Raw genomic sequence first — 19157 nt, 5'->3', positions numbered from 1 at the left:
TTGCGTATCCTGCCAAACCAATATAGACTGTTTCGGTTCGCATTTGCAACCCGTCACTGGATGCATACCCAGAGCGTGGAGGCGAGCCGGCGTATTGGGAAAAGTCTTATCTCGCCATCACGCCACCATGTCATGTGAATACACGATAGTTCGATGTAGCAAGAAAGTATTACGCTATGACATAGGCATAGCCTGCTTTCACATTCTGTGGACAAGTGTCCACATCTTACCGTCGTGAGCCATGCCCGATCGGTGGGTGCCCACGATGGGGCAGATTGTCCACATCGCAGGGTCAAAAACGACAGGCTGGACGAAACGCAAAGACGAACTATAATGGTTCATATTCTGCGATATCTGGCGGAGCTGACGATGTCCCTGATTTATGCAGTGGTAAGCAACAAGGGTGGCGCTGGGAAGACGACCTTGGCGACACTTCTGGCCGGGGAGTATGCGCTTGACGGGCAGCGTGTCCTGATGGTCGATGCCGATGGCCGCCAGAATCTCGCCGGCTGGTGGAAGCTGTGTCACGCCAAAGGCAACGTTCCTGGCAATATCGAGGTTACCATCGCGGCCACCCACAAGGCGGTTGCTGAGACCATAGATCGATACCGCGATGCCTTTGATGTGATCCTGGTTGACGCCGCAGGGGTCGACAGTGTGCTGCAGACGACAATCATCCGATCCTCCGACGTGGTGTTGTCGCCGGTCCAGCCAGGCATCAAGGAGATCGAGGCAGCAGGGCAGACGGTCGCCGAGGTCAATGACATCAATGACCGCTATGGGCTGTCTGTCATCCACATGAACGTTCGCACCCGAATTACCCTGCCTGGCCGAAGCCTTGCAGCCTACCGCTTCATTCGTCCTTTCGTCGCTGGCCTCATCGAGGCGAACTATCAGACCATGCTGCTGCAGACGGAGCTGTTCGAGCGCAACGTCTACCGTGACATCCAGAACGGTCTTGGCACGCTGCAGATGCAGGAACTGACCGAAAGCGTGCGCAAGGCGCGCCTTGAGGTAAAGGCCCTGGTTGAGGAGATCGAGCTGCGGCGGGTGGCGGCATCAGATGAGGTGGCAGCGTGAGCAAGGACACAATCGACATTGAGCAGTTCTCGCTTGCACCGCGTCGCAGGTGCGACAGCGGCATGACTTTGTCGGACACCAATAAAAGCTCCGGATCGACCGGGAATGACGGTGCACCACCAGGAACGCCGAAGGCTGCCGCAACATTGCCGCGTCTATCCGAAGAGGAGCGGCGCGGCCGGGCTGCAAAACGTGGCAGCGAACAGCAGGAGGCTGCACGGCGGCTGAAGAACCTGAAGCGGGCAAAGGACCGGGCAGTCCGCTTCTACGTCAACGTGCCGCTGGAGCAGGCGGTGAAGGAGAGGTTGATGCGGGCGGCCCATGAGAACGACGTGAAGATGACCGTGATCCTGCAGGCGGCAATCGACATCTATCTGCAAGACAATGGCTATTGAGAGACAGCATCGAAGGCTGCCGGTCGATCCGGCGCGCTTCGATCTGCAACGGGCAAAGCCGCCTCAGAACGGCGGCTCCGGCTCGATGCGGCCGTCGAGTTCGGCCCAGATGACTTCGCGTTCGGCAAGCGCCAGTTGGAGTTCGGCTTCGATCGCCTTGCGCTCCAGAAGCGTTTCGGCATTGCGGGCCTCGGCGCGCAGTTCTTCGATGTGCTGGTCGATGGTCATCGTCGTCTCCGTGACTGATGTGACAGATGACGGCGGCAGGCAGGGCGGGGAGAGCCAGGTCAAGGCGCGCATGCGACCGGCAGAGCCGGCGTGCGGAGGAACCAGTTTTGTCGCAGCGTAGTGCAGCGAAGCGGAGAGAAAATCGGAGGGGCCGTGCGGCCTTGAGCTGGCTTTACCCACCCGGCACACTGGCCCGGTCTGAGCTGACAGTTTTAGCTCTCGTGTGGCACCAGTTTTTCCCTTGCGTCCGGGTGCCAAGAGTGCTGCCGTGACGAGATGCCGCCGCTGCCGCGGCAAGGCTAGGGTTGGGATGGCCATCCGCATGCGTTGGGCATGACAGTGATCAAAGCAGTGTGAGGCAAATCAACGAAGCCGTTGTGAGGGAAAAGACGCTTCCAGAGTTTGTGATGGCAACGGCAAAGCACCAGGCAGCCAATCGGCGCGATGCGACGAGCAAGATCGCCGCCGCCAGGAGAGCGACGTTCATGGCGGCAATGCGCTGAGCGGCGCGCTCAACAAGTGACGGGCGAAAGCCCCGCCCGGATCTGGGCGGGGCCTCATTGCGTGGCCTATCTGCGGGCGCTGCGCGACCAGATGAGCTGCAGTCCTTCCTGGCCCTGGACTTCGGCCAGCGTCGCGTAGATCGGTGCTGCAAACGAGGGGTCATCGAGCTTGACCGAGATGTAGTCGCGTTCGCTGTCGCGAGCCTGCTTCAGCCACCCGGCGCCGAACTCGACACCTGAGCAGAGCACCCGGAAGTCCGGAGCATCTTCCGACGAGCGTTCGACGCGAACGATCTTGGCTTTGACATTGAGGTTGAGAGTTTTGATCGTGCCGGTGAAGCCGTCGCTGGATGCGGTGAAAGAGCCGATGGTTGCCATTGCTGTCTTCCTTCTGTTGATCGGGTCGCGCCCATCGCGTCCTCGATGGCTGTCGATGAGACCGAAGACGGGCGGCGCGCATCTTCAAAGACCGCAACGAAGTGGAGGACGGCCTGGTCAAGGCTTTCTTGTCCGCGCGAGGAATGACGGCCCTGGCCGGCAGGGGAAGAAAACGAGCCGGCCGTTGCGCCATGCCGAACGAGCCGTGCAAGGCAAGGCGATCTTGGGTCAGACAAGCCTCATCGAGACCGCGGTGGAGCGTCCTGTCAAATCGGGGGCATCAGCGAAGCAATCACCGCGAAACGCCCGCACGATGCCGTCTCCGCTCGATCGATCCGGCGACATGTCCTGACCTGGTAGCCTTGTCGCAACGCTCCGCAGACGTTCACGGCCTGCCGGATATTGTCGGTCGTCGGGTCTGCGCGCCAATGGGACAGGATCCGGGCACCACGCGACCGCATCGCCGGTTAGCGCTTGTTGGAGTTTATGCAGGTCGGCGTGGCGCTTTGCCTGGAGCCAGATTGGACAAAACCGACGTGCCGCGAAGCCTGACGAATTGTCTTCAGCGTGCGGTATGACGAGATTGACGACGTCCTTGAAGGCCGGCAGTTGATGGACAGGCGCTACAGCGCATCCTAACGGTGTATCGATCCTCAGCCCACAAACCCGCACTTCTTGCCGCTAGCAGAAGACAGCGTTGCGCACCATTTTCGGTGTCATGCCCGGTCGTTTCAGATTTATGAAACTCAGTGGCGTCAGTGGCTCGCGCTCACTCCTGACTGGCTATGGCTGTGGTCTTTGCTTCTGCCTGTACGCGGGTTTCGGTTTGCTTGGCTGCCGAGACAAGACGACGTTGCGCGCGAATGGCGTGCCATTGCTGGTCGATCAGGACACCAATCAGGATGACCCCGCCCATGACGGCAAAATTCAATGACGACGGGATGCCGAGGAGGTTCACCAGGTTTTGCAATTCCTGGAGGAGGATCGTGCCGAGCACTACCCCAATGATGGATCCCTCGCCGCCACGGAGTGAAAAACCACCTAGCACCGCCGCTGCGATCGCATAGAGTTCATAGAATTGACCATGGCTGGCCGGTGAGATCGAGCGCGTGTACATGGCGAAGTAGATGGCGGACAGGGCGGTGAGCAAACCGCAGATGACGTAGGCCGCCATGATCATCCGGCCGGTCCGGATGCCGGAGTAGCGGGCAGCTTCCTCGTTTTTCCCGATTGCATAGAGGTAACGACCAAACACCGACCGGTGTAGCACCACCCACATCACAACGGCGATGACGACAAGCGCAATGAAGGTGTTTGGCACGCCGTAGAACCGACCGGCCGTGAGGAATTCAAGTTCAGGGAAATTCTGGCCGAACGCAAATCCCGCTGTTCCGTCGGCGGTGTAGAAGCGCGCGGCACCGCGGTAGATCAGAAGACCGCAGAGTGTGACGACGAAGGGCTGCAGGTTCAACCGGGTGATGAGCCAGCCATGAATCGCCCCGATGACTGCCCCGAGCGCCAGGATGAGCGGAAGGGCGAGGGTCGGGGACATGTCCTGTACAGCGATGAAATCGATGAACAGCACACCGAGGAGCGCCACCAGCGACCCCACGGAGAGTTCGATGCCGCCGGTGATGATCACGAAGGCCTGACCAATCGACAGGATGCCGAAAAGCCCGATGAGATTTGATGTATTCGCAAGATTGATGGGTAGCAGGAAGCGTGGATTTATGATCGCGACGACGATGCCCACGACGATGATCAGCAGCAGAAGTCCGAGGTCTTTTTTTGTCATCGCGTTTCCGTTCCGATGCCTGTTCCGTAGGTCGCGGCCCTATTTTAGCCGTTTGCCGACGGCAAGCAAAAGCACGCTTTCCTGGCTTATCTCCTGATCGTCCAGTATGCCGGCGATCTGGCCCTCGTGCATGACGGCGATCCGGTCGGAGACGCCGATCACCTCTTCCATGTCGCTCGATATCATCAGGATCGCGACGCCGGTGTCCGCAAGTGCTCGCATCAGGCCATAGATTTCGTTCTTGGCGCCAATATCGATGCCGCGTGTAGGCTCGTCAAAAATCATGACCTTCGGGCTCATCGACAGCCATTTGGCGAGAACAACCTTCTGCTGGTTGCCGCCGGACAGAGTGCCTGTCCGCGCCGAAACGGAGGGCGCCTTGATGCCGAGGCGGGCACGCTGCTTTTCGGCCGCGGTCCTTTCTCGGTCGGTGGAAACCATGAAGTTCGTGGCAAGGGCGGGGAGATTGGCGAGCGTTATGTTTGCTGCGATCGGGAGGTCGAGAAGGATCCCGTTGCGTTTGCGATCCTCGGGCACCAGGAAGATACCGTTTTCAACGGCGTCTCGCGCGCTGTTGATGGCGATTTGCTTGTCATCCTGCAAGACCGCTCCGCCATAGCTTCGGTCAATGCCGAATAGCACTCGCGCCAGTTCGGTGCGGCCCGATCCGACGAGCCCTGCAAGCCCGAGAATTTCGCCGTAGCGTATTTCGAGATCGACGGGCCGGCCAGGATAGGCGCCAGTCCGAACCATGCTTGCCTTTAACGCGACCGAGCCAGGCGATCGCCTTGGCTTTGCCGTTCGTGCCGCCAGGACGCGGCCGATCATCAGCTTGACCATCTGGTCATGACCAATATCTGCTCTGGCAAGTGTGCCGACCAGCATGCCATCGCGCAGCACGATCACCCGGTCAGCGACGCGCTCGACTTCGTGAAGTCGGTGCGAAATGAAGATGACGCTGATGCCATCCGCCTTGAGCAGATTAATAATGCTCAAGAGACGCTCGGTTTCGGCCAGAGGGAGGCTCGAGGTCGGTTCGTCGAAAATAACAAGTCTGGCGTTGATGGAGAGCGCCTTGGCAATCTCGACCATCTGCTGTTCGGCAAGTGAAAGGGAAGCGACCGGTGTATCGGGCGTGAAATGCGCCCCTACCCGCTTCAGAAGCGGCTTGACCATGTCCCTCAACCGGTTCCGGTCAACGAGCCTGAAGGGACCTGCCTTGAGTGGTTCACGACCGAGGAAGACATTGGCAGCGACGTCGAGATTCTCGAACAGATTGAGTTCCTGATGCACGAAGGCGATGCCCGAGGCAATGCTCGTTTCGACGCTGAGCGAATGCCGTTCGACCCCGTCGAGCAGCATTGTACCCCGATCGGGTGCGATCACACCCCCGAGGATCTTCATCAGGGTCGACTTCCCCGCACCGTTCTCGCCGACGAGGCCGATGACCTCGCCGGGGAAAATGTCGATCGACAGTCCGTCGAGAGCGACCACACCCGGATAGGTTTTTCCGATGCCGGAAAGGGTGAGAAACGGCTTCTCCGGAAGTGGTGGTGGTATGTCGTGGTTGTTTGCGGACCGGTCCATGCTGCTATGCCACTGGCTTGGGACATCGTTCGCGGCAGCGATTTCGCATCGCTGCCGCGAAGGAGATCTACTTTCCTGCCATGGCCTTCAGGTTAGCGGCATAAGCATCGACGTCGTCCTTCCCGACGATCACGGTCGGAATGATGATGAGCTTGTTCTCCGGTATCCCTGACTTGTCGCCCTTGAGGTAGGAGGCCATCAGCTTCATGCCTTGGTAGGCCCACTCGAACGGCTGCTGCACGACAGTCGCGGCGACCGTACCTTCCTTGACGCCCCCAAGTGTGATCGGGTCGTCGTCAAAGCCAACGACAGTGATCTGGCCAAGTTTGCCCGCATCACGCAGGGCCTCGTAAATCCTAGGCGTGTTATACGAGTAGAAGCCGACCATGCAGGTGACGTCGGGGCTCGCAACAAGAGCATCCTCGACATTCTTCTTTGCGCGGGTTTGATCGATATCGTCACCGCGCACGTCGGTCAGCTCAATCTTTGTTCCTTTCAAGCCGTCCTTCATGCCCTGGATGCGCTCCTTGGCGTTGTCAGCTCCAAGAAGGCCCACGAAACCGATGCACTTGCCGCCGTCCGGCATCGCCTTCTTGGCAATCTCGGCCGCCTGCTTGCCGGCGTCGATATTGGAAGAGCCGATATAGGCAACGCGATTGGTTTGCGGTGCGTCGCTGTCTGTGGTGAACAGCGCGGTCTGCGAGCCGATCTTGTTCAGCCCATCAGTCGAGGTCTTTGGATCCACGGCAGAAACCATGATCCCCTTGACGCCCGCACTGACAAGATCGTCCATCAGGCGCTGCTGCACGGCAACGGATGCCTGCTCAGGATATTTCAGTTCCATCGTGTAATCAGGCATTTCCGCCTGCGCCTTCTTGACGCCTGCCTCGGCTGCCTTCCAGAAATCGGAGGCGCCGTTGACCACGAAGGCAAGCGTAGGCTTGTCGGCAGCATGGGATGACGTGACCGACGCGACGCTCAGCATCAGTCCTGCAATGAACAGGGCAGCATTAGTCTTCATAGGCTTCATAGTACACCTCCCGAGGGGGCCACCGGTGCGTGTGCCCGTTTTGCGACTGGCGGCCGGATGCATGCGCCTCCTCCAAGGCGTCGCGAGCGCGACCAATGCATCGTTCCGGTCGTCCTTGCTGACGGTATACGAGTTTCTTGATTAGTAAATAGTAATATTAATTGGATTTTCAGATTTCTTCAAAGCGATCAAAGCGTTCGTACAGCCCACCGCCCGACCTGTCCAAAATGGTCGTCGCTGCCTCCAAATCCGCCAATTGTGCTTCCCGCCGCCCGTTTCCTTGTCTGCCGAGGACCACCGAGGATTCGCTCTGTCACCTCTCTGTGGCATTCCGTCGCTGCCGTTTGCAAATGCTCGCGGGCGCGCCAATTGCTGAATTCCAAAGCCGCGCCAAGCGCGCTTTAAGACGACGGATCGAGGATGTCAGATCAAGCCATAGTCGACTGCTTTAGTATCCACGAGGCAGTCCAGTTCCTGAGACACATGTCCCATCAGACGAGAATGCGAATCCTGTGCGCGCTCGCAGGCGGAGAGCGCAGCGTTGGGGAATTGCAGGACGCGCTCGACATGCCTCAGGCTGCAGTATCTCAGCAATTGGCGAAGCTGCGATCGGGAGGCATCGTTACGGAACGACGGACGGGACGCCAGGTCTACTACCGGGTTCTGCATTCCGAGACGATCGACCTGCTTTATGTGCTCTCAGGCATGTTTCCTTCTCGTGACGAATAGGTAGTCCAGGGCGTCCCGACTGGCCGGCCGCGCGCCTGCCGGTTTGTCGGTCGTCCCGATCCTGTGTCTCGAGGTCGGTTTTGTTCCGTTGTCTTGTTGGTCCAATCAGGTCCCTGGTCTTCCTTTTGATCCTTGCAGCAAGGCACCGGCATCAGGTCACCGGACGGCACGATGGACGCCTCGCTGCATCTGCGATGGCGCAACTGCATCAATCTTCATCACCTTCGCGATCGCGCCTATAAAACAGGCGGCATGCGCATTTGGGATAATGCCGACCGTTTTCCGGCAGGCGCAACATCGCACATTTCGACTACCGGAAACCCGTAATGGGCTTTCCAGACGTCTCCGGAGCCCTTTGAGAGCCGGTTGGCACGAAGAATGCATGGCGAAATCAGGTGTAATGTCAGGAGGGAAAAATGACCCCTTTGATTACCGATATCGTCAGCGCCACTGGAAAGCTTGAAGCAGCAATTCTGGATATTACCGATGCAGGCCCGGCCACCATTGATCGCTCGAAGTCAATGAGAGCCAAGGCAAAACTTCTTCCACAGGTGCTGGTGAAGCATTATCCGGAACTCTCATGGATCGAGCGGGAGTTGCGGGGCGTTTTCGAAGCCTGCTCGGACGCGATCGACCGCAAGACGGTCAATCCCGTGGTGGCAAGGGCGGCAATATCCATTGCGGAAGAATACCGCCAGGTCATCGGCGCCATGAAAGACACGAGGGCGTTGTCGCGTCGCCTGTCATAGCCGTGTCCAGATGAGGGAGACGCAGATCACCTTTAAGGTGCAACCTCGCATATGCACCGTATCCCCGGTTTGCGTCAGCACGCCGTTGAAGGTTTTCCGACTCTCGGGCTCGACAATGCTTCCGGTGAAGTTGCCGTTACTGCCGCGGAAGGACCCGATCCGCTTGCCAGCGTTGTTTCCGGTTTTCATCGTGATGCAGTAACCTTGGGCGCATTCGTCAATGGCGGCGGTGGTACCGACTTGTGTCTTCCAGGTTCCGACGACAGGCTCTTGAGCCAAAACACTGGAGGCCACAAGCGTCAGCGACGCCGTGATCAAACCCAGCCGTTTCATGGTTCGCTCCCTCTCTGATGACCAGCTAGGGCCGCTTCCGGCCTAAGGCGGTGGAGTATACGCTTTCAGGGCGCTCTGCTCCAGCGTTCCTTGGCCTGGTGTCTCCATCTGCCCGGGACAGGGTCCCGGGCCGACCATCCTTCACTTACGCTTCCAGCCACTTTACCTGTTCGGGGGTAAGCTTGATGTCGAGCGCCGAGAGGCTGTCCTCAAGCTCGGCGATGGTCCGTGGCCCGATCAGCGGAATGACCGGAAAAGGCTGCGCGATCACATAGGCAAGCGCGATGTGGATCGGGCTGCGGCCCAGCCTGATTGCCAGCTCTATGGCCCTGTCGCGGCGTTCGAAATTCCGGTCCGAGTACCAGCACCGCACGATCTCCTCGTCGTCATGCTTGTCACGTCCGGCACGGTCGGTGAAGAAGCCGCGTCCCTGGCTGGACCAGGCGAAATTCGGTATCTGCTTCTGCTTGAGCCACGTCTTCCAGTCGTCGTCGGAGGCTGCCACGCATCCAGCCCAGATCGGGTCGAGCATTTCTGCGAGCGAGAAGTTGTTCGAGAGCGCAGCCGGCGCCGTCTTGCCGGTCCTGGCAGCATAGGCTGCTGCTTCATCCATACGCTCGCGCGTCCAATTCGAACCGCCGAACAGGCCACGAATACGGCCTCGGCGCACCTCGGCATCCATCGCATCAACAAACTCTCCGACCGGAACGTCGACATTGTCCCGATGCATGAAATAGATGTCGACGTAGTCGGTCTTGAGCCGGTTCAGCGACTGGTCGAGCTGCTTGGCGATGATATCGGGATAGCAGAGCGGAGAATGGGCGCCCTTGCCGATCAGCACGATCTCCTCGCGCGGGACCTGCCGGCTGGTATGCCAGTCTCCGAAGATGCTTTCCGTCTTGCCACCGCCGTAGACGAAGGCCGTGTCGAACACGTTGCCTCCTGCCTCGTAGAACGCATCAAGGGTCAGCGACGCGGCGGCGAAGTTCGGGAAGAATTCGAAGCCGAGAGTCACGACCGACGCAGGTTTTGCGAGGCCAGGGATCTGGCGGCGCGGGACGGCATTGCCTGGTCGCACGGGTGCCCCCGCAAGGTTCGTCTTCCGGCGATCTGCCCGCTCGATCGCATATTCCAGGCCAATGGAGGAACGCCATTGGTCGAGGACGCGCAGATTGCCGACCGAGTCGGCCCAACCCATGCCCGGAGAGCGGAATTCCGTCTCACCGGCGCGGATGGCATCGCCGGCTGCGTCGACCTCGAAGGAATAAAGCCAACGATCCTCCTTGACTTCGATGGTCTGCAGCTCGTTGCCCTTGATGACGTCTATGTTGCCGATGCCACCCTTATGCCCTGAGGCAAACCAGAAGTCCTTGACCTCGATGCGTCCTTCCGACCCGATGATGCGCAGGGTATTGTCCTGCTGGGCCATGATCGAGCATGACACCTCGGCGATGATACCGTTTGGAAATTTCAGGACGGCCGAGGCCCATTCATCGACCCCGGACTGGCCAAGGTGGCCGACGCCGGAGACTTTTTCGGGCTCGAGGAACGCTTTACCTTCGGCTGCACCAGCGATCAATCGCGCCATGGAGACCGGGTAGCCGCCGACATCGAGAATGCCGCCGCCGGCCGTCTCGTTGGCAAAGAGCCGATGCTCGGGTCTGAACGTGCCCATGTTAAAGCCGAAGCTCGAGCGAATGATCCGCACAGTGCCGATGACACCGCTCTTGACCAATTCGACAATCTTGGCCGTCTGCGGGTGGACGCGATACATGAAGGCCTCGCCTGCAAAGACGCCGGCTTTCTTCGCTTCGTGATAAATTGCGTCGGCGTCGAATGCGGAAAGCGCAATCGGCTTTTCCACGAGGACATGCTTGCCTGATCGGATCGCCTTGATCGCCCATTCGGCATGGCCAGTATGAGGTGTGGCGATATAGATCGCGTCGATTTCCGGATCCGTCAGCAGCGCGTCGTAGCCCTTGACGATGCGGGCGCCGGGGAAGTTTTCGCCAAGCCCGGGCTTTTCCGGGGTGCGGGTGGCGATGGCGACGAGCTTTCCTGTGCGCGAATGCGCAATGCCGTCCGCAAACGTGCGCGCGATGGTGCCTGGGCCGATGATGCCCCAGCGGATCGGTTGGTCTGTGCTCATGGGAATTCCTTCTTCATTGCATAGTCTTGGGATGAATTCGGAGTCAGCGGAGGCGGTTGCCGGCGCTGTCGAACAGGAAGCTGTGCTTGGCGCTGAGACCGACCGTCAGGGTGTCTCGATTGCCAGCGGCGCGAGATTCGGGTCGCTCGATGATCATCTGTTCGCCCGCCGCCGTGGTCGCGTAGATGTAACTGGTGTTGCCAAGGTGTTCTGCGACGTCGATGGTGACGGTGAGATCCGCATTGCCCTGCCCTGCGTCAACGAAGTGTTCCGGCCGTACGCCGAGCGTTACCGACGCACCGGATTCCAGTGCACTTGTTACCGGCATGGTCAGCCGAACGTTTCTGTCGCCAGCAAGGGCAACCGTCGCGCCTGCAGCGTTCCGCTCCAGAATCTCGGCTTTCAAGAAGTTCATTTTGGGTGAGCCGACGAAGCCCGCCACGAACTGGTTGGCGGGGTCGTCATAGAGGTCGAGTGGTGCGCCGACCTGTTCGATGTTGCCGGCGCGCAGGACGACGATCTTGTCGGCAAGGGTCATCGCCTCCGTCTGGTCATGCGTCACATAGATCATCGTCGTGCCGAGCTGCTTGTGAAGGCGGGAGATCTCGACGCGCATCTGCACGCGTAGCTCGGCGTCGAGGTTCGACAACGGCTCGTCGAAGAGGAACACTTGTGGCTCGCGCACGATGGCCCGGCCGATCGCAACGCGCTGGCGTTGGCCGCCCGATAGCTGTTTTGGCCGCCGTTGCATCAGTTCGTTGATCTGCAGGATGTTCGCAGCGTGTTTGACCCGTTTTTCGGTATCCGCCTTCGGGTTGCCGTTCATGCGCAGCCCGAAGCTCAGGTTTTCCTCCACCGTCATATGTGGGTAAAGCGCATAGGATTGGAAAACCATCGCAATGCCGCGGTCGGCCGGCTCCACGTCATTGACGACCTTGCCGCCGATATTGATCTCGCCAGCCGATATGTCCTCGAGGCCAGCGATCATGCGAAGCAGTGTCGATTTCCCGCAACCAGATGGGCCGACGAAGACGACAAACTCGCCGTCCTTTACCTCAAGATTGGCGCCATGGATGATTTCCAGCGCGCCGAAGCGCTTCACGACATTTTTCAACGAAAGTTCAGACATCAGGCGTTTCCCGATTATTTGACTGCGCCGGCCGCAATGCCGGCGATGAAGTGGCGCTGCAGGAACACGAAGACGACTAGGATCGGCGCTGTCAGCAACATGGCGCCAGCCATGATCCCGCCCCAGGAGACCTTGGTCAGGCCGATCAGCGTTCCGAGCGCCACTGGTGCTGTCATCATCCCCGGTTTGGAGTTGATGAGCAGCGGCCAGAGGTAGTTGTTCCAGGAATGCAAGAAGAGGATGATGGCGAGCGCAGCCATCGTCGGCCTGGCGAGCGGCAATGCGATCCGGAGAAAGATCTGCCATTCCTTGACGCCTTCGACACGGGCAGCATCGAACAATTCGCCGGGCATCATCGAGAAGGCCTGGCGCATGAACAGCACGCCGAGCGAGTTAAAGAGCGGCGGCACGATCAACGCGATCCAGGTGTTGGCCAGCTTGAACTCGCGAGCCACCATGATGAATTGCGGGATGACGACGACGGCAAACGGCAGCGTGATGGTGCCCAGAATGATGCCGATGACGATCGAACGTCCGACGAAGCGGTAGCGGGCCAGCGCCCAGCCTGCCATCGAGGTGAGCAGTACCGATAGGAACGTATAGATTGCGGCAACACCGATGGAGATGAACATCGCGCGGATGAAGTTGGTATCAGCCTGCAGGTTCTTGAAGTTCTCGACAAAATTGGTCGAGGGCAAGAGCACGATCTCCGGGCTGAAGATGCCGAAGTCCGACATCGTCGAGAAGACGAACATCATCCACAACGGAAATAGCCAGATGATGGCAAGCGGCGTCAGGGCAGCGTGGAGGGCAATCTGCCGGAGCAGCAGCGATTGAGACTTCGATCTCACTTTGGCTCCCTTCCGATCCAGAGGTTGAGGAGCGAGATTGCGACTGCCAGCGCAGCCATCGTGTAGGCGACAGCCGAAGCGTAGCCGAAATTCAGCGAGCGGAAGCCTTCGCGATAAAGGAGAAGACCAAGCGTTTCCGTTCCACCCCCCGGGCCACCGCGATTGGTGATGAGGAACGGCTCCGTGAACAGCTGCATCGTGCCGATGACCGACAGGATGACACAGAAAAGGATGATCGGTTTCAGGAGCGGCAGGGTGATGTGGAAGAACTGCTGGGTCTTACTGACACGGTCCAGCGTTGCCGCCTCGTAGACGTCGTCTGGAATGGATTGCAAGCCGGCGAGAATAATGATCGCGTTATAGCCCGCCCAGCGCCATGTCACGGCGATGATGATCAGTGTCATGGCGGCGTTGGCATTATCGAACCAGGAAACGGCGGGAAGACCGACGAGAGTGATGATCTTGTTGACGATCCCGAAGTCGAAGCTGAACATCAGCCGGAAGACGGCTGAATAGGCTACTTCGCCAACGACGACGGGCGCGAAGAAGGCAAAGCGAAACAGCGGTCGCGCCTTCAAAAGCGGTGAGTTCAAGAGCACTGCCATGCCAGTTGCGATGGCGATCATGACAGGAACCTGGATGACCAGGATGATCAGCGTGTTGTAGAGCGCGTTGTAAAAGGCCGGATCGCCAATGAGACGACCCCAGTTAATGGAAAGACTGAATTTCCATGGATTGACGCGGGTGTTCTGAAACGACGTCAGAAATGAACTGATGATCGGCCATATCCAGAAGGTGGCAAACACCAGGAGATAGGGCGCAAGAAAAGCGTAGGCGTTCCGGTTCCGGATCGGCATTCTATTCTCCTCACAAACGAGACGAGCCATCCCTTGGGATGGAGGCCGGGCGTGTCGTCACGCCCGGCGCCATTACTCAGTTCGCAAGAGGAAGACCTGTGGCGGTGGCGATCTGTTTTGCCGCGTCATCGAGCGCGGCTTTCGCGTCGGGATAGCCACCGGCGAAGTACTTGGTCTGCGCCGCCCTGTAGATCGAGTCGGCATCCGTCTGGAACGCCGTGCCGCGGCTTGGAACAATCTTCGGTAGGGTCGACAGGATGTCTGCCCATACCTTCTGGTCATGCCAGTAGGGCAGAGGTTCGTTGACGAATGGATCCTGGACGGCGGTCAGAAGCGACGGAACAAGGCCGAATGATTTCAGCATCGTGACCTGGCCCTCATTGGTGCCGAGTGCATAGTTGATGTAGGTCCAGGCTGCTTCCTTGTTCTGGGAGTTGGCAGCGATCGCGAGCGATGAACCGCCGAGGTTCGCCGCATGCGGGCCGTCCGCCGTCAGGCTCGGCATCGTATAGACGCCCCATTTGCCCGAGAGATCGGGCGAACCGGAGCGGATTGTGCCTTCGTACCAGCCGCCATACATCTGGCTGGCGACCTTTCCTGCTGTATTGGCCTGGATCTTCTCGTCCCAGATAGCGGCCGTCAGTGTGCCGGCATCCTTCATCTGCTTGACTTTTTCAAGCGTTGCAACGCAGGCCGGCTGATTGATCGTGATCGTCTGGCCATCGGTCGAGAAGTAGCCGCAGCCCTGCTCGTTCGAGATCATGCGGAACCATTCGCTGTCACCGTTGAAGTCGGCCTGCGCCATGACGACGCCCGGGTTGGCGGCAGAGATCTTCTTGCCTGCGGCGATGAAGTCGTCCCAGGTCTTGATCGTCGACGGATCAACGCCTGCCTTTTCATAGAAGTCGCGGCGATAAAAGACCGCGACTGGACCGGAATCCCACGGCATCGCATAGGCGACATCGCCGACCTCGAGCTCGGTGCGCTTGAAGTCAGGGAACTTCGCCTGGATTTCAGGCGTGTAGCCGAGTTCCTTGAGGTTGGCAAAGCAGTCGGGGAAGCGGCTCCAGAAGATTTCCGCTTCGAAATTCTCGACGCTGACGATGTCGGGAAGCCCTTCGCCGCCGGCAGCGCAGGCCGCCAGCATCTTGTCGAAGACCTGCTGGTTGCCGAGATCCTCGACCGTGACCTTGATATCCGGATGCTGCTTGTTGAAGCCCTCGAGCGTGGACTTCAGCGCCGATGCGGCGATGTTCCAGCTCCAGATGGTGAGATTGCCCGACTGCTGCGCGAATGCAGAACCGGAAGCAAGCAGTGCGACTGCAGCGGTCGCACCGATAAGTTTGAAGCGCATTGAAAATCCTCCCTTTTCAATTGCCGTCCCTTAGCGAACGCGGCTAGACTATCTGGAAGGGAGCCGCTGTCTCCTAAAAAGGGAACATGGATTTGGCGGAAAGTAAGATCGTAAGGCGGGCTGTCTACCAGCCGGGAGCGAGCAGTATCGAAGGGTTGCCGACAGCCCTTCAGATGTTTCACAATCATCCACCTGTGATGCTGATGCCGCATTGGCATGTGCAGGTCGAAGTCAATTATGTCATGCGGGGCAGCGTGCACTACCGCATCAATGGGCAGAAGATCTCGATGACGGCTGGGGATATGTGCCTGTTTTGGGGCGGGCAACCGCATCAGATGGACGATTGCTCCGAGGATGCGATCTATGCAGGGGGGCACCTGCCGCTCGTCTATTTCTTCCGCATGCGCCTGCCGCTCAACATCTCGAGCCGCCTGATGAAGGGCGAGATCCTGTTTACTTCGGCGACCGACGCGGCGGACATGGAGAACTTTCCGCGCTGGGTGCGCTACACGCGGTCGGGTGATCCGGCCATGGCACAGCACGCCGTCGATGAGATGCTGTTGCGCGTCGAGCGAATCGCACTCGAACCTTATACCATGATTCCCACACTCGGGCCGACGGATGCCGACGACATCGAGCAGTGCTATCCGCAGTCGTCGCGCAGCGTGGCGCGGATGTGCGATTTCATCGCCGTCAACTTCCTGCAGGAAATCGATTCGGTCGACATCGCCCGCGCCGCTGACCTTCATCCGAAATACGCGATGAACCTGTTCAAGAAGACAACAGGCATGACACTCAACAAGTATGTGAACCTTCTGCGCCTCTCTCGTGCCCAGGCGATGCTGATGAATGATGAGGCAAATGTGCTGCAGGTTGCGATGGACAGCGGGTTCGGTTCGATCAGTGCATTCAACAAGTCATTCCGCCACATCGCCGGCATGTCACCGTCCGACTTCCGCCGGGACGCGCGGATGGTCACGCAATATGCGCCTTGAGCTGCAACGCCGTTTTTTCATGGGCTCCGCGTCGTTGCAAACACATTGTAGAGCAGCTCGGCGGAGGCGGAGAGCTCGCGGTCCCTGAGTTTGATGAGCCCGAACCCGGGGACGGATATGTCCCCCTCGATATGCAGCGCCTTGACGAGACCGTGGCGTTGAAGCAGGGCCGCGACAGGCTCGGCGAAAATGCCGAGCCGCTGGCTCTGCAGAATCAAAAGCATGGTCAGCAGCGCATCGGCGGTCGAAACGACGCTCGCCGGGACGATGCCATGGCGGCGTATGAAGTCGTCAACGACCTGTCGAAGGAACGAACCGTGTGGCTGGAGCACCCAGCTCTGGTTCCTCAGGTCTTCCTCGGTTACGAGTGGTTTGGTGGACATGGGGTGATCAACTGCCACGATGACGCGCAGGGTTTCCTGACCAACAGGCAGATAATCGAACCAGAGTGGGTTCATGCCACTTGGAATGCGGCAGACGGCAAAGTCCAGCCTTCTGCTCAGGACGTCCTCGAGCAGGACGTCACTGCTACCGACGGCGATGCTGATATCGATCGTCGGATGGGTGTCGAAGATCCGCTGCAGGGCCGGGGCAACATAGTCGGCCGCGGGTGTCATGATCGTGCCGAATGCAACGCTACCTCCCTGCCCGGCCGCGGCGACCACCATCTCGTACTCGGCGCGCTGTGCTTCCGAGATCAGCATCTTGGCGTGGCGCACGATCACCTCGCCTTGAAGTGTCGGGATCAGACCCCGGTTATGGCGTTCGAAGAGCTGGTGCCCGGACATCTGCTCGAGCTCGTTCAAGGTTCTCGAAAGCGCCGGTTGCGAGACACCAAACATTTCAGCAACCACACCGAGTTTTCCGTGCTCACTGAGCGCCACGAGCATCTTCAAGTGTCGCAGTCTGAAACCATCCAATCCCATAATGCCTCACCCGATATAAGAAATTCGCATATCAAAATGCGAAAGACTGATTATACATTCGTGTACCGATCAGTTAAGTGCATGACAACAACCGCGTCAACGCAAGGACATCTATCGTGGCAGAGAAGACCCCCTCCCCGAATCAGAACGCAGTTCAAGAGCAGGACGGATCGCGCCAGCTTCGTTCCAAGGCGTGGTTCGACAACCTCGCAAACCCGGACATGACGGCGCTCTACCTGGAGCGTTACATGAACTTCGGTCTCAGCCAGGAAGAACTGCAATCGGGCAGGCCGATTATCGGTATCGCACAAACCGGTTCGGATCTGTCGCCGTGCAACCGTCACCACATTGAACTCGCCAAGCGCGTACGTGAAGGTATTCGTGACGCTGGCGGTATTGCCATCGAGTTCCCGGTCCACCCGATCCAGGAAACCGGCAAGCGTCCGACCGCGGGTCTCGACCGTAACCTTTCCTATCTCGGCCTCGTTGAGGTTCTCTACGGTTACCCGCTGGACGGCGTCGTTTTGACCATCGGCTGCGACAAGACAACGCCCGCCTGTCTCATGGCCGCGGCAACCGTCAACATTCCGGCGATCGCGCTCTCGGTCGGCCCGATGCTGAATGGCTGGTTCCGCGGCGAGCGCACTGGCTCCGGTACGATCGTCTGGAAGGCGCGCGAGATGATGGCGCGCGGCGAGATCGACTACCAGGGTTTCGTCAAGCTTGTCGCATCCTCCGCGCCGTCGACTGGCTACTGCAACACCATGGGTACGGCGACCACGATGAACTCGCTCGCGGAAGCGCTTGGCATGCAACTGCCGGGCGGAGCGGCCATTCCCGCGCCCTATCGCGACCGACAGGAAATTTCCTATGAAAGTGGGCTGCGCATTGTCGAGATGGTTCGCGAGGATCTGAAGCCCTCCGACATCCTGACGAAGGACGCTTTCATCAACGCGATCCGCGTCAACTCTGCTATCGGCGGCTCCACCAATGCGCCGATCCATCTCAACGCGCTGGCCCGCCACGTCGGCGTCGAACTGACGGTCGATGATTGGCAGACATACGGCGAGGAAATCCCGCTGCTGGTCAACCTGCAGCCGGCGGGGGAATATCTCGGCGAGGACTACTATCACGCCGGTGGTGTTCCCGCCGTCATGGGCGAGCTGATCAAGCATGACCTGATCAACACCAGCGCGATGACCGTCAACGGCAAGACTGTCGGTGAAAACTACACAACAGCGACGATCGAGGATGACAAGGTCATTCGTCCGTTCGAGCGTCCGCTGAAGGAGCGCGCCGGCTTCCGGGTCCTGCGCGGCAACCTCTTCTCGTCGGCCATCATGAAGACGAGTGTGATCTCGCCCGAGTTCCGCCAGCGCTACCTCTCCAACCCGAACGATCCGGAAGCCTTTGTCGGTCGCGCGGTCGTTTTCGACGGACCGGAAGACTACCACCATCGCATCGACGATCCGTCGCTGGCAATCGATGCCTCGACGGTCCTTTTCATGCGCGGCGCAGGCCCAATCGGCTACCCCGGCGCCGCCGAGGTCGTCAACATGCGCGCGCCCGACTACCTGCTGAAGCAGGGTATCAGTTCCCTGCCTTGCATCGGTGACGGTCGTCAGTCCGGCACATCAGGTTCGCCATCCATTCTCAACGCCTCGCCGGAAGCGGCAGCCGGCGGCGGGCTTGCGCTGCTGAAGACCGGCGACCAAGTTCGCGTCGACCTGAAGAAGGGGACCGCCGACATCCTCATCAGTGACGAGGAGCTTGCGGAACGACGCAAGGCGCTCGAGGCAGCAGGCGGGTATGTCTATCCGGAGAGCCAGACCCCCTGGCAGGAAATCCAGCGGACCTACGTCGGCCAGATGGAAACCGGTGCCGTTCTCGAGCCCGCGGTGAAGTACCAGCGCATCGCCCAGACCAAGGGCATTCCGCGCGACAACCACTAGGCCAAGCGCGGGCTGGAGAACAATGGGCGCGGTGCCATTTCCGGCACCGCGCCCATTGCGTCGGCAGACACGCTACCGCGCGGCAACGAATTTGAGCTTGTCGAGCGGCGTTGATTGTGCTCGATTTCCAGCCGCCG

Annotated in this window: 18 protein-coding genes; 6 read left to right on the top strand and 12 right to left on the bottom strand. The window is 59.4% G+C overall.

Features of this window, described 5'->3' with window-relative positions; genetic code table 11:
* Positions 1-369 precede the first annotated feature (369 nt).
* Entirely contained in the window at positions 370-1080 is a 711-nt protein-coding gene (locus FHT77_RS27200) for a ParA family protein (protein ID WP_183758209.1), read from the top strand.
* Positions 1077-1475: a hypothetical protein gene (locus FHT77_RS31680; protein ID WP_183758207.1), complete on the top strand. Its 399-nt coding sequence runs from the start codon at positions 1077-1079 to the stop codon at positions 1473-1475. Before FHT77_RS27200 ends, FHT77_RS31680 begins: the two co-directional genes overlap by 4 nt.
* 63 nt (positions 1476-1538) lie before the next feature.
* Here FHT77_RS31680 and FHT77_RS27190 read toward each other — a convergent pair whose 3' ends face one another.
* From FHT77_RS27190 to FHT77_RS27170, 5 genes are all read right to left on the bottom strand, one after another.
* Positions 1539-1703: a hypothetical protein gene (locus FHT77_RS27190; protein ID WP_183758205.1), complete on the bottom strand. Its 165-nt coding sequence runs from the start codon at positions 1701-1703 to the stop codon at positions 1539-1541.
* A 569-nt stretch (positions 1704-2272) separates the two neighbouring features.
* Entirely contained in the window at positions 2273-2584 is a 312-nt protein-coding gene (locus FHT77_RS27185) for a DUF736 domain-containing protein (RefSeq protein WP_183758202.1), read from the bottom strand.
* A gap of 769 nt (positions 2585-3353) precedes the next feature.
* Complete coding sequence (locus FHT77_RS27180) at positions 3354-4379, bottom strand: ABC transporter permease (RefSeq protein WP_183758200.1); 1026 nt, start codon at positions 4377-4379, stop codon at positions 3354-3356.
* A 39-nt stretch (positions 4380-4418) separates the two neighbouring features.
* A complete protein-coding gene (locus tag FHT77_RS27175) occupies positions 4419-5966 on the bottom strand; it encodes a sugar ABC transporter ATP-binding protein (RefSeq protein ID WP_183758198.1) in 1548 nt (515 codons plus the stop codon).
* 67 nt (positions 5967-6033) lie between these two features.
* The gene (locus FHT77_RS27170) at positions 6034-6996 is read right to left on the bottom strand and encodes a sugar-binding protein (RefSeq protein ID WP_183758196.1); all 963 of its coding nucleotides are present in this window, start codon (positions 6994-6996) and stop codon (positions 6034-6036) included.
* 420 nt (positions 6997-7416) lie between these two features.
* On the opposite strand from FHT77_RS27170, the gene FHT77_RS27165 reads away from it, so the two are divergent.
* Complete coding sequence (locus FHT77_RS27165) at positions 7417-7725, top strand: ArsR/SmtB family transcription factor (RefSeq protein ID WP_183758194.1); 309 nt, start codon at positions 7417-7419, stop codon at positions 7723-7725.
* A 416-nt stretch (positions 7726-8141) separates the two neighbouring features.
* Positions 8142-8474, top strand: coding sequence for a hypothetical protein (locus FHT77_RS27160; RefSeq protein ID WP_183758192.1), 333 nt, complete (start codon positions 8142-8144; stop codon positions 8472-8474).
* Here the strand turns inward: FHT77_RS27160 and FHT77_RS27155 are convergent.
* From FHT77_RS27155 to FHT77_RS27130, 6 genes are all read right to left on the bottom strand, one after another.
* Positions 8469-8807, bottom strand: coding sequence for a DUF2147 domain-containing protein (locus tag FHT77_RS27155; RefSeq protein WP_183758190.1), 339 nt, complete (start codon positions 8805-8807; stop codon positions 8469-8471). The two genes, FHT77_RS27160 and FHT77_RS27155, sit on opposite strands and share 6 nt — an antisense overlap.
* A gap of 145 nt (positions 8808-8952) precedes the next feature.
* Positions 8953-10956 (bottom strand): aldo/keto reductase, encoded by a 2004-nt coding sequence (locus FHT77_RS27150; RefSeq protein WP_183758188.1) that lies wholly within the window; start codon positions 10954-10956, stop codon positions 8953-8955.
* Between the two features lie 43 nt (positions 10957-10999).
* Positions 11000-12085: an ABC transporter ATP-binding protein gene (locus FHT77_RS27145; protein WP_183758186.1), complete on the bottom strand. Its 1086-nt coding sequence runs from the start codon at positions 12083-12085 to the stop codon at positions 11000-11002.
* A 14-nt stretch (positions 12086-12099) separates the two neighbouring features.
* A complete protein-coding gene (locus tag FHT77_RS27140) occupies positions 12100-12936 on the bottom strand; it encodes a carbohydrate ABC transporter permease (RefSeq protein WP_183758184.1) in 837 nt (278 codons plus the stop codon).
* Positions 12933-13793: a carbohydrate ABC transporter permease gene (locus FHT77_RS27135; protein ID WP_183758182.1), complete on the bottom strand. Its 861-nt coding sequence runs from the start codon at positions 13791-13793 to the stop codon at positions 12933-12935. The genes FHT77_RS27140 and FHT77_RS27135 overlap by 4 nt, the downstream gene beginning before the upstream one ends.
* Positions 13794-13869: 76 nt before the next feature.
* Entirely contained in the window at positions 13870-15147 is a 1278-nt protein-coding gene (locus tag FHT77_RS27130) for an ABC transporter substrate-binding protein (protein ID WP_183758180.1), read from the bottom strand.
* A gap of 86 nt (positions 15148-15233) precedes the next feature.
* Here FHT77_RS27130 and FHT77_RS27125 point away from each other — a divergent pair, with 86 nt between their 5' ends.
* Entirely contained in the window at positions 15234-16142 is a 909-nt protein-coding gene (locus FHT77_RS27125) for a helix-turn-helix domain-containing protein (protein WP_183758178.1), read from the top strand.
* Between the two features lie 17 nt (positions 16143-16159).
* Here the strand turns inward: FHT77_RS27125 and FHT77_RS27120 are convergent, their stop codons facing one another.
* Positions 16160-17068 carry a LysR family transcriptional regulator gene (locus FHT77_RS27120; RefSeq protein ID WP_183758176.1) on the bottom strand — a complete coding sequence of 303 codons (909 nt, stop codon included), beginning with the start codon at positions 17066-17068 and terminating at the stop codon, positions 16160-16162.
* Positions 17069-17184: 116 nt separating this feature from the next.
* Here FHT77_RS27120 and FHT77_RS27115 point away from each other — a divergent pair, with 116 nt between their 5' ends.
* Positions 17185-19020, top strand: coding sequence for an IlvD/Edd family dehydratase (locus FHT77_RS27115; protein WP_183758174.1), 1836 nt, complete (start codon positions 17185-17187; stop codon positions 19018-19020).
* Positions 19021-19157: the final 137 nt, after the last annotated feature.

It is taken from the genome of Rhizobium sp. BK181, assembly GCF_014193305.1.
Taxonomy (GTDB): Bacteria; Pseudomonadota; Alphaproteobacteria; order Rhizobiales; family Rhizobiaceae; genus Rhizobium.
This window is presented reverse-complemented; position numbering and strand designations above follow the sequence as displayed.

What these genes read in the sequence shown, in the direction of transcription:
- FHT77_RS27200 (WP_183758209.1), top strand. Translation starts at nt 370, where the DNA reads ATGTCCCTGATTTATGCAGTGGTAAGCAACAAGGGTGGCGCTGGGAAG.
- FHT77_RS27190 (WP_183758205.1), bottom strand. Translation starts at nt 1,703, where the DNA reads ATGACCATCGACCAGCACATCGAAGAACTGCGCGCCGAGGCCCGCAAT.
- FHT77_RS27185 (WP_183758202.1), bottom strand. Translation starts at nt 2,584, where the DNA reads ATGGCAACCATCGGCTCTTTCACCGCATCCAGCGACGGCTTCACCGGC.
- FHT77_RS27180 (WP_183758200.1), bottom strand. Translation starts at nt 4,379, where the DNA reads ATGACAAAAAAAGACCTCGGACTTCTGCTGCTGATCATCGTCGTGGGC.
- FHT77_RS27175 (WP_183758198.1), bottom strand. Translation starts at nt 5,966, where the DNA reads ATGGACCGGTCCGCAAACAACCACGACATACCACCACCACTTCCGGAG.
- FHT77_RS27170 (WP_183758196.1), bottom strand. Translation starts at nt 6,996, where the DNA reads ATGAAGCCTATGAAGACTAATGCTGCCCTGTTCATTGCAGGACTGATG.
- FHT77_RS27165 (WP_183758194.1), top strand. Translation starts at nt 7,417, where the DNA reads ATGTCAGATCAAGCCATAGTCGACTGCTTTAGTATCCACGAGGCAGTC.
- FHT77_RS27160 (WP_183758192.1), top strand. Translation starts at nt 8,142, where the DNA reads ATGACCCCTTTGATTACCGATATCGTCAGCGCCACTGGAAAGCTTGAA.
- FHT77_RS27155 (WP_183758190.1), bottom strand. Translation starts at nt 8,807, where the DNA reads ATGAAACGGCTGGGTTTGATCACGGCGTCGCTGACGCTTGTGGCCTCC.
- FHT77_RS27150 (WP_183758188.1), bottom strand. Translation starts at nt 10,956, where the DNA reads ATGAGCACAGACCAACCGATCCGCTGGGGCATCATCGGCCCAGGCACC.
- FHT77_RS27145 (WP_183758186.1), bottom strand. Translation starts at nt 12,085, where the DNA reads ATGTCTGAACTTTCGTTGAAAAATGTCGTGAAGCGCTTCGGCGCGCTG.
- FHT77_RS27135 (WP_183758182.1), bottom strand. Translation starts at nt 13,793, where the DNA reads ATGCCGATCCGGAACCGGAACGCCTACGCTTTTCTTGCGCCCTATCTC.
- FHT77_RS27130 (WP_183758180.1), bottom strand. Translation starts at nt 15,147, where the DNA reads ATGCGCTTCAAACTTATCGGTGCGACCGCTGCAGTCGCACTGCTTGCT.
- FHT77_RS27125 (WP_183758178.1), top strand. Translation starts at nt 15,234, where the DNA reads ATGGATTTGGCGGAAAGTAAGATCGTAAGGCGGGCTGTCTACCAGCCG.
- FHT77_RS27120 (WP_183758176.1), bottom strand. Translation starts at nt 17,068, where the DNA reads ATGGGATTGGATGGTTTCAGACTGCGACACTTGAAGATGCTCGTGGCG.